Annotated in this window: 10 protein-coding genes and 2 pseudogenes; 9 read left to right on the top strand and 3 right to left on the bottom strand. The window is 46.5% G+C overall.

The window, feature by feature from the left end; genetic code table 11:
- The first annotated feature begins 154 nt into the window (after positions 1 to 154).
- The gene (gene ybaK, locus IJ369_RS09360) at positions 155 to 634 is read left to right on the top strand and encodes a Cys-tRNA(Pro) deacylase (RefSeq protein ID WP_290718427.1); all 480 of its coding nucleotides are present in this window, start codon (positions 155 to 157) and stop codon (positions 632 to 634) included.
- A gap of 43 nt (positions 635 to 677) precedes the next feature.
- Here ybaK and IJ369_RS09355 read toward each other — a convergent pair whose 3' ends face one another.
- Positions 678 to 1,940, bottom strand: a complete 1,263-nt coding sequence (locus IJ369_RS09355) for a stalk domain-containing protein (protein WP_290718425.1) — start codon at positions 1,938 to 1,940, stop codon at positions 678 to 680.
- 152 nt (positions 1,941 to 2,092) lie between these two features.
- Between IJ369_RS09355 and IJ369_RS09350 the strand changes: the two genes are divergently transcribed.
- From IJ369_RS09350 to IJ369_RS09340, 3 genes are all read left to right on the top strand, one after another.
- Positions 2,093 to 2,617, top strand: coding sequence for a GNAT family N-acetyltransferase (locus tag IJ369_RS09350; RefSeq protein ID WP_290718423.1), 525 nt, complete (start codon positions 2,093 to 2,095; stop codon positions 2,615 to 2,617).
- Positions 2,617 to 3,564 carry an ROK family glucokinase gene (locus IJ369_RS09345; protein ID WP_290718421.1) on the top strand — a complete coding sequence of 316 codons (948 nt, stop codon included), beginning with the start codon at positions 2,617 to 2,619 and terminating at the stop codon, positions 3,562 to 3,564. The genes IJ369_RS09350 and IJ369_RS09345 overlap by 1 nt, the downstream gene beginning before the upstream one ends.
- A 216-nt stretch (positions 3,565 to 3,780) precedes the next feature.
- Positions 3,781 to 4,194 carry a hypothetical protein gene (locus IJ369_RS09340; protein WP_290718419.1) on the top strand — a complete coding sequence of 138 codons (414 nt, stop codon included), beginning with the start codon at positions 3,781 to 3,783 and terminating at the stop codon, positions 4,192 to 4,194.
- Positions 4,195 to 4,304: 110 nt separating this feature from the next.
- On the opposite strand, the pseudogene IJ369_RS10960 reads toward IJ369_RS09340, so the two are convergent.
- Positions 4,305 to 4,394: pseudogene (locus tag IJ369_RS10960) on the bottom strand (MerR family DNA-binding transcriptional regulator); the annotation flags it as partial.
- Positions 4,395 to 4,691: 297 nt separating this feature from the next.
- On the opposite strand from IJ369_RS10960, the gene IJ369_RS09330 reads away from it, so the two are divergent.
- From IJ369_RS09330 to IJ369_RS09320, 3 genes are all read left to right on the top strand, one after another.
- Positions 4,692 to 5,999, top strand: coding sequence for an acetyl-CoA hydrolase/transferase family protein (locus IJ369_RS09330; RefSeq protein ID WP_290718418.1), 1,308 nt, complete (start codon positions 4,692 to 4,694; stop codon positions 5,997 to 5,999).
- A 288-nt stretch (positions 6,000 to 6,287) separates the two neighbouring features.
- A complete protein-coding gene (locus IJ369_RS09325) occupies positions 6,288 to 6,731 on the top strand; it encodes a deoxycytidylate deaminase (protein WP_290718416.1) in 444 nt (147 codons plus the stop codon).
- A gap of 139 nt (positions 6,732 to 6,870) precedes the next feature.
- Complete coding sequence (locus IJ369_RS09320) at positions 6,871 to 7,383, top strand: CarD family transcriptional regulator (protein WP_290718414.1); 513 nt, start codon at positions 6,871 to 6,873, stop codon at positions 7,381 to 7,383.
- A 36-nt stretch (positions 7,384 to 7,419) separates the two neighbouring features.
- Here the strand turns inward: IJ369_RS09320 and IJ369_RS09315 are convergent, their stop codons facing one another.
- Positions 7,420 to 7,647 carry a hypothetical protein gene (locus tag IJ369_RS09315; RefSeq protein ID WP_290718412.1) on the bottom strand — a complete coding sequence of 76 codons (228 nt, stop codon included), beginning with the start codon at positions 7,645 to 7,647 and terminating at the stop codon, positions 7,420 to 7,422.
- A gap of 289 nt (positions 7,648 to 7,936) precedes the next feature.
- Between IJ369_RS09315 and ruvA the strand changes: the two genes are divergently transcribed.
- Both ruvA and IJ369_RS09305 read left to right on the top strand, forming a co-directional pair.
- Entirely contained in the window at positions 7,937 to 8,548 is a 612-nt protein-coding gene (gene ruvA, locus IJ369_RS09310) for a Holliday junction branch migration protein RuvA (RefSeq protein WP_290718410.1), read from the top strand.
- A gap of 25 nt (positions 8,549 to 8,573) precedes the next feature.
- A pseudogene (locus IJ369_RS09305) lies at positions 8,574 to 8,768 on the top strand (Holliday junction branch migration DNA helicase RuvB); the annotation flags it as partial.

The raw sequence follows: 8,768 nt of genomic DNA, 5'->3' as shown, positions 1-8,768 counted from the left end.
CTGACGGATGGCTCCCGTTATGTGGCATATTCCAACGGCGAATATTGGACAGCGGCGCCTGTTTCCTCTGATATTGCGGCGAAGAACTATTTCATGGAACGGACAGGGGTGGACTACAGCTTCATCATTCTGGACGACTAAGAAGGTGTTTTTTATGACAAAGACCAACGTGATGCGTCTGCTGGAAGCGGCGGGCATTGCCTTTCGCACGGCGGAATATGAATATGACGAATCGAACCTTTCGGGGCTCCATGCGGCAGAGCAGGTCGGCATGGCGCCGGAACAGGTATTCAAGACCCTGGTGACAAGGGGTGATAAAACAGGGATCAACGTTTTTTGTATTCCTGTGGATATGGAGCTGGATTTAAAAAAAGCGGCTGTCGTATCCAAAAATAAAAAAGTAGAAATGACCCATGTGAAGGAACTGCTGGGGCTGACGGGGTATATCCGCGGCGGCTGTTCCCCCATTGGGATGAAGAAGAAATACCCCACCTTCATCGATGAGACCTGTATCCTTTTTGATGAGATTGCCGTCAGCGCTGGGGTACGTGGAGAACAGATCATTTTGGACCCTAACGACCTGATTCGATACACAGAAGCCACTGAGGCCGATGTGACAAAAGAGATGAGCTAAAATAAAAAATAAGCCTGAGACTCGAATGAGTTTCAGGCTTTTTTTATCGTGCAATTACTTTCAAAACTTCGCTGTCGGCGGTGGGAACGCCATTCACTACAGCGGTGACTTTCAGATAGAAGGTCTTATTGGCAGTGATGCCGAAGCACTGAGGGAATCCCCAGTACCAATGGTCATTGCCCAGGGTCGTGTTTTTCATGTGAGTGAAAGGCCCGTTCTGGTTTCTGGAGAAGGAGACATAGTAGTAATCAGCACCGTAAACGGGAGACCAGGAAACATAGGCGTAATTTCCACTTTTGGTATAGCGCAGATTTTCTGGCCCATGGGGCGTATAGGTGTAATTTTTCATCTCGCTCAGAGGAATGGACAGGTTCTGGGGGACCTGCTTCACCAGAGAAATGGGGATGGAAAGATACTGCTGATCACTATAAGCAGAAGTCATACCGATCAGCTGCCCGTTGCTGTTGAAGAGCCCACCTCCGCTGCTGCCATGGGAAATGACGGCAGAGGTGGAGATGATATCCTGATCGAAGCCTATGATGATGCCTGTGGTTTCCTTGTTTCGGCTGCCGTCAGGAGACCCGATGGCGGTGACTGCATCGCCGATGGCATAGGATGTAGAGATGGAAGCCGCTTTCAGACCGGTTTTGCTGATTTTCAGAAGAGCAATATCTGCTTCTGGGTCAAGACCTACAACGGTCGTCTTCCCCTGATAGATAGAGCCGTCATTGAACAGGAACTGGGCCGTAGAGGCATTTTCGATCATGTGAAAGTTGGTGGCGATCAGTCCATCAGAAGAGAGGACTACGCCGCTGCCCTGCATTTTGTTGGTCTGGATATAGACCACGGAATCCTTGGCGCTTACCATGCTGACAGTATCTGATGTGATGGAAACGGTGGAAGTCCTGCCATTCCAGCTGACATCAGCGCCGCTGTATTCCGCCAGAAATCGAAGGGGTACAAAGGTGCGGCTGTTTTTCAGCTGGGCGGGGGCATCGATGGAAACAGATTTGCCGTTCACACTTACTTTGTTACTGCCCAGGGGCAGGGAAATTCTCGTATTTTCGTTTACAGCAAGAACAGTCTGGGTATGGCTCTGCCAATAGACCGTATAGCCCAGAGATTCAAGGATGCCCCGCATGGGTACCAGCACGCGCCCATTATCGATGAAGGGCTGGGCATCGAAGGAAATGGCTTTTCCATTCAGATTTACCCGGATAGCAGATGCCGCTGTTGTTTGTATAGAACAGGTGCATAATAAAAGAAAGAGGAAAAAGCCTCTGCATATTCGTTTCGTTGGAATCACATCCTTTCTAAAGCACCAGTATAACATAGAAAGGGGAAATTGCGGTATTTTTTAGAAAAATTTAAGAATTGGGCGAAAGAGGAAAGAAAAGGATAAAAGGTTTGCATTTTTTTAAAGTTTATAGTATCCTTTGTAAGCGGAGGTGGGCAGATATGTTTGAACGTATCACAGAAGATACCTTTGATGAGATCTTTCCGCTGCTGGAAAATGCCTTCCCTGTAACAGAACTGCGGGAGAAGGAGCGGCAGAAAGCCATGCTCGCAGAGCCTTGCTATCGCCTTTACGGTGTGAAGAAAAACGGAGAATATGCTGCGGTTTTTGCAACGTGGGAGATTGCCGATTTTTTATACATCGAGCATTTTGCGGTAAAAGAAGAATACCGCAATGGCGGTTTTGGCGGAAAGCTTTTGGACAGGCTTCTGGAAGAAAAGGGCAGACCGATGGTTCTGGAGGTGGAAGAACCAGAGGATGAACTGACCAGACGGCGCATTGGTTTTTATGAACGCCACGGGCTGGTCTATAATGACTATCCCTATTTGCAGCCGCCCATGAGAGAAGGGCAGGATGCGCTTCCGTTGAAGCTGATGACGAAGCCCTCTGCCATCGATGAGGCAACCTACAAAAAATATAAAAAAAGGATACACAGCATCGTGTATAAATATGAAGGTGATCTATAATGAGATATTGTTTTGGTATTGATATTGGCGGAACGACAGTGAAGATCGGTCTGGTAGCAGAAAACGGCGAGATCGTGACCCGCTGGGAGGTTCCAACCAGAAAAGGCAATGAACCTGCGGGACTTCTGGAGGATGTGAAAGCATCTCTGGAGGGCTGCATGCAGGAAAGAAATATCGCAAAGGCAGATATTCTTGGTATCGGCATGGCGGCGCCAGGCCCTGTAACAGATGACGGCGTGCTCCATGGCGCAGTGAATATCGGCTGGGGCGATGTGAACCTGGCAGAAGAAGCAGAGTGTATCATTGGCATTTCTCCTGTGCGCATCGGCAATGATGCCCGCGTGGCAGCCTTGGGTGAGGCCGTTTACGGCGCAGGCGCCGGGGCGAAAAGCATGCTGATGGTGACACTGGGTACAGGCGTTGGTGGCGGCGTTGTGCTGGATGGCAAGATCCTGATGGGTGAGAGCGGCGTTGCAGGGGAGATCGGTCATATGACCATCGATCCTTACGAAACACAGGCTTGCAACTGCGGCAAAAAAGGCTGCCTGGAACAGTACACTTCTGCGACTGGCATGGTTCGCATGGCGAAGAAATTTTTGGCGGAAAAACAGGATGACTCTGTTTTGCGTCAATTGGAAGAGGTTTCTGCAAAAGACCTTTGGGATGCTGCAAAAGGCGGCGATGCTCTGGCCAACGAGATCACAGATTTTGTCTGCGACAGACTGGGCAATGCCCTGGCAAATGCCATCTATATCGTGGATACGGAACAGATCGTCATTGGCGGCGGTGTTTGCGCGGCAGGGCAGTTCCTGCTGGACAAGATCGAAAAGGCATATCAGGGCAAGGTCTTTGCCCACAGCAGAAAGAAAACATTTGCGCTGGCAAAGCTGGGCAACGATGCTGGCATCCAAGGCGCAGCTGCATTGATCCTGCAGGCAGAGAAATAATTTGTGGGAATAATGAATAAAAATTCATTGGTGTTTTTGTGAAAAAAGCCAAAAGCACAAAAATGATAAAAAATCTGCGCAAAAAAGAAGGAATGCGCAGACTTTTGGAGAATTTAAAGTATAACAGGAACTATCCACTTAATGTTCCCGGTAACTTATGAATAATCCAAAGGTATACCACCAGAAAATATCCAGATATAAAAGGGGGAGATTGCAATGGTTAAAATTCTTGCAGGCGAAAAAGGTGAAGGTAAAACAAAGAAAATGATCGATATGGCGAATGCGGCCAGCAAAGAAGCAAAAGGCAGCATCGTATTCGTAGACGATGACAACAGCCACATGTACGATCTGCACTACAGCGTGCGTTTCGTAGAAACACCCAAATTCATTATGGACGATCCACAGGTGTTCAGAGGTTTCGTGTGTGGTATCCTTTCTCAGAATAGCGATATTGAAACAATTTATATTGATGGATTGAACCATATTGTAAACAAAGTTACTGACGAAGAATTTGTAGCCTTCATTCAGGAACTGGACAAAACTTCCAAGGAAGCTGAAATGGATATGGTAATGATCATCAGCCGCAAAACTGATCTGCTTCCCGCAGAAGTACAGCAGTACCTGATTTAATTGATATATTCACATAAATCAGGCATAAAAAAGATATTTAAAATATTTTAAATATAAGAAAAGAGACTCCGTTTGGGGTCTCTTTTTTTTGCACTGTTTATGCTTTTTTGCAGACGGGGCAGCAGGCTCAGGTCATCATAATGGCGCAGCATACGGATGCTGATTTGAGACAGTTTAGAAAAATCACCGATTTTCAACATGATATTCACCTCACAAATTTGTGTTTTTCTTGAGCTCAGGCTTATCATAAAGGATACCATATTGTGAGAGTCAATATAGAAGATGAAAAAATAGATGTAGGACAAAAATGCTGATTTTTTGTCTGAAATGTTGTATAATTTGAAGAACAGAGCAGAATATGCCTTTACTTTTGGCTTTTATTTGTGCTAAAATACAATTAAAAGTTCGTATTTTGTATGCAAAAGATGAAAAATCATAAAATTCTTGTGTATTTTGAACGAAAATAATCGCGAAAAATGAGAAAGGTGAGAGACGACATGAACAAATTTCAGGAAATGTATCGTGCAAAACTGAAAACTCCCGAAGAGGTTGCAATGTATGTAAAATCTGGAGATATCTGTGCCTGTCCTACAGGTCTGGAAGAGCCCCAGACAATTTGTAATGCTGTTGGCGAAAGAGCAAAAAGAGGCGAGATCACAGGTGTGGAACACCATGGTATCCTGTCTGTAAAAGGCAGCGCATTCATGAATCCCGAACTGAAGGGCAGATACGACTACGTATCCTGGTTCACAGGCGGCGCAGGCAGAAAGGTAGTACAGCAGGGTATCTACACATACGTGCCCAATAACTACAGCACTGCTCCCGAATACTGGAGAGAATGCATGCCCAGACTGGATGTATTCTATGCGGAAGTTTCCCCTATGGATAAACATGGCTACTTCACATGCGGCATGGCTGCAGCAGAAGTTCCCACAATGAAAAATAAAGCATCCATCATCCTGCTGGAAGTAAACGATAAAATGCCCCGTGTTATGGGCAACAACCTGATCCATATTTCCGAAGTAACAGCCCTGTGCGAAGTTTCCAAGGATCTGCTGACACTGCCCAACGCACCTTTGACAGATATCGATAAAAAGATCGGCGGCATGATCGCGGATGAAGTACCCAATGGCGCAACACTGCAGCTGGGCATCGGCGGTATCCCCAACGCAGTAGGCGTTCTTCTGCAGGATAAAAAAGATCTGGGTATCCATACAGAAATGTTTACAGACAGTATGGTAGACCTGATCGAATGCGGCGCAGTTACAAATATGAAGAAACCCATCCACGTTGGTAAGACTATCGCAACACTGGCATGGGGCTCTAAGAAAATGTACGATTTCATGGATGATAACCCTGCTTTCGAGATGCACCCCGTGGATTATACAAATAACCCTTACGTGATCGCCCAGCATGATAACTTCATCTCCGTAAATGCCTGCGTGGAAATCGACCTGTTTGGCCAGGTTTGTGCAGAAAGCCTGGGCACAACACACTATAGCGGCTCCGGCGGTCAGGTGGACTTCGTGCGCGGTGCAAATATGTCCAGAGGCGGCAAAGGCTTCATCGCCATGACATCCACAGCGAAAAATGGCCAGATTTCCAAGATCAAGCCTATCCTGACACCCGGCTCCATCGTAACAACATCCAAGAACGAAGTAGATTATCTGGTAACAGAAAATAATATTGTTCGCCTGAAAGGCAAAACAGCAAGCGAAAGAGCGAAACTGATCATTTCCCTGGCTGCGCCTGAATTCAGAGAAGAACTGACACACGAAGCAAAGAAAATGCATTTAATCGTATGATGAATTGCCCCTCATTTGAGGGGCTTTTTTATTGCTTCATATTGTTTTTGTATCTGTTTTGTGTTATTTTTGAAAAAGATTAGCTTTTGCAGAAACGTTAGTTTCTGCATATCGGCTTCCAGGGGTGAGAGTACCGTCAAGATTAGTGCCGTTGCGGCAAAGCCGCTAGCTAGGGGGCTATGCCCCCAATGGGACGGCGAAGCCGTCTTCCTGAAAGGAAGATGCTTTGACCAGATACCCTTGGTGGGAGTTTGAGGGTGAAACCCTCAAGAAGAGGAGGTTATTACAGTGAGAAAAAGCTGGGACGAATATTTTATGGAAATCGCGGAGATCGTGAAGACCCGTTCTACTTGCCTGCGCAGACAGGTTGGGGCGGTCATCGTAAAGGATAACCGCATCATCACAACAGGATATAATGGTGCGCCTTCCGGCCTGAAGCATTGTACAGAGATCGGCGGCTGCGAAAGAACACGCCTGAATATCCCTTCTGGTCAGCGCCATGAGCTTTGCCGTGCCCTCCATGCAGAGCAGAATGCCATCATCCAGGCGGCGAAGATCGGCGTCAGCACAGAAGGTGCGACGATTTATATTACATTGCAGCCTTGTGTGATCTGTGCCAAAATGCTGGTAAACGCGGGCATCAAACGAATCGTTTTCAAAGGGGAGTACCCCGATGAGCTGTCCAGGGCCATTTTGGAGGAAGCGGATATTGAACTGGTCGTAATGGATTGATTTTTTCGGGATTTTTCCCATTTGCATCAGAAAAAATTTTCGTGATAAAATAAAAGTGTGGTATGCGGCTGGAAAAGTCCGGTTGCGTGCTGCACTTTTATTGATTGTAGAAAAAAACGCGATGCAGGAGGGGAGAACGATGTTTCAAAAAGGTGAATATGTGATTTACGGGAATAATGGCATTTGCCGCATTGAGGAGATCGGTATTCCGGTTGGCACCCCTATGGGTCGCAGCGGGAAGGAATATTATACGCTGGCGCCTGTCTTCGGCTCCGGTTCCATTTATGCGCCGGTGGATACGAAGGTGTTCATGCGTGCTATTTTGACAAAGGAACAGGCGGAGCATCTCATTGAACAGATCCCTGATATTCAGGAGGAGGAATTTGAAGGACGGGATGTCCGTGCGCTGAGCGAAAAATATAAAGGCTGTCTGGATACCCACCAGTGCGAAGACCTGGTGAAGCTCATTAAAACAGTTTATATTAAGGAAAAAACGATGGTGGAAAACGGCAAGAAGCTGGCAAAGACCGAGCAGGAATTCGGCAAGCTGGCAAAAGAACTGCTCCATCGGGAATTTTCCATGGCTCTGGGCATTCCTTATGAAGAAGTGGAAGTATATATTACAGAGAAAGTAAATGCATTGAGCAAATAAAAAAAGCCTCAAGTCAGATGACTTGGGGCTAAATTTTTAGTCTAAATAGGAACCGCAATCGTATGTATTGTATTGCTTTTTCAGCTTTACGATGAGGGAGCCATCAGGCTGCGCTTCTTCGGAAAGGACTTTATAGGCAGTTTTGTTGCGGTCCAGTCCTTTTTTATACATTTCGAATTCGTCCTTTGCTGTGCGCAGGGCTGTAGAATCCTGTACGAAGAAGTGCAAAGTCTGTTCCAGACAGGCATATTTGATACGTTTCATTGAAATCTCTCCTTATCATATATAGTGTTTGCTTTTAAGGAAAATGAGTTTTAACACTATATATAGTTTATCACTTGGGAAAAAAGAATTTCAAAATGAAAAAATCTGTAAGAGAAAATTTCGGCGTTTTGGCGCAGAGGAAGAGGCTTATATTTTTGTTCATTTTGATAGGAGAAATACAAAAACATGTTCGTGTTCGCTTGCCCTTTAGGCTTTGGTTCGGTATAATATTTGTGAAAAGCGGAGGACTTGAGGCTCCGCTTGAACTATCGAGAAATTTGGTGAGAAAATGATTTCATATATCAAAGGCACGCTGGAGCGGCGTGCGGAAAGTTACATCATCATAGAGACAGGCGGCATTGGCTATCAGGTATTTGTTTCCCCTGCGACCCTGGCAAAGTTGTCCCAGACGGGCGCAGAAGTGAAGGTTTTCACCTATTTCAGTGTGAAAGAGGACGGCATGAGTCTGTATGGCTTTGCTTCTCAGGAGGAACAGGAAATGTTCCATAAGCTGCTGACAGTCAGCGGCGTTGGGCCGAAAGGGGCTTTGGGTTTCCTTTCCATGCTGAAGCCTTCAGAAATCATCATGGCGATTTTGTCCGATGATGTGAAGACCCTTTCCAAGGCGCCGGGTGTCGGCAGAAAAACTGCCCAGCGTGTGATTTTGGAATTGAAGGATAAATTCAAAACAGAAGAAGCCCTTTCCATGGGCGGCGAAGAGCTGGAAGGTATCGTAGAAACTTCCATTGGCGGCGATGCCAAATTTGAAGCCATTGATGCCATGACGGCTCTGGGTTATAGCCGCAGCGAAGCGGCGAAAGCAGTCAATGCTGTGGCGGCGGAAGGAATGTCTACGGAAGATATCCTGAAGGCTGCACTTAAGAAAATGATTACATTCTAATGATTAAATAAAGCAGGTGTTTACGTTGGAAAACAGACGAATTTTGACCACCGGCCTGCGGGAAGAAGACCGCGAGCTGGAGCCAAAACTGCGTCCTGCTGCGCTGGAAACATACATCGGGCAGGAAAGTGTAAAAGAGAATATGCGCGTGTTCATCGAGGCGGCGAAACAGCGAAAAGAAGCCTTAGACCACGTTTTGCTGTATGGTCCTCCCGGGTTG

The organism is Anaerotignum sp., assembly GCF_017483025.1.
Taxonomy (GTDB): domain Bacteria; phylum Bacillota; class Clostridia; order Lachnospirales; family Anaerotignaceae; genus Anaerotignum_A.
Note: the sequence above shows the minus strand (reverse complement) of the source record. Positions and strands in the feature narration are given on the sequence as shown.

Bases quoted from the DNA above. Each gene is read 5' to 3' on its own strand.
- ybaK (WP_290718427.1), top strand. From the start codon at position 155: ATGACAAAGACCAACGTGATGCGTCTGCTGGAAGCGGCGGGCATTGCC.
- IJ369_RS09345 (WP_290718421.1), top strand. From the start codon at position 2,617: ATGAGATATTGTTTTGGTATTGATATTGGCGGAACGACAGTGAAGATC.
- IJ369_RS09320 (WP_290718414.1), top strand. From the start codon at position 6,871: ATGTTTCAAAAAGGTGAATATGTGATTTACGGGAATAATGGCATTTGC.
- ruvA (WP_290718410.1), top strand. From the start codon at position 7,937: ATGATTTCATATATCAAAGGCACGCTGGAGCGGCGTGCGGAAAGTTAC.
- IJ369_RS09340 (WP_290718419.1), top strand. From the start codon at position 3,781: ATGGTTAAAATTCTTGCAGGCGAAAAAGGTGAAGGTAAAACAAAGAAA.
- IJ369_RS09350 (WP_290718423.1), top strand. From the start codon at position 2,093: ATGTTTGAACGTATCACAGAAGATACCTTTGATGAGATCTTTCCGCTG.
- IJ369_RS09315 (WP_290718412.1), bottom strand. From the start codon at position 7,647: ATGAAACGTATCAAATATGCCTGTCTGGAACAGACTTTGCACTTCTTC.
- IJ369_RS09330 (WP_290718418.1), top strand. From the start codon at position 4,692: ATGAACAAATTTCAGGAAATGTATCGTGCAAAACTGAAAACTCCCGAA.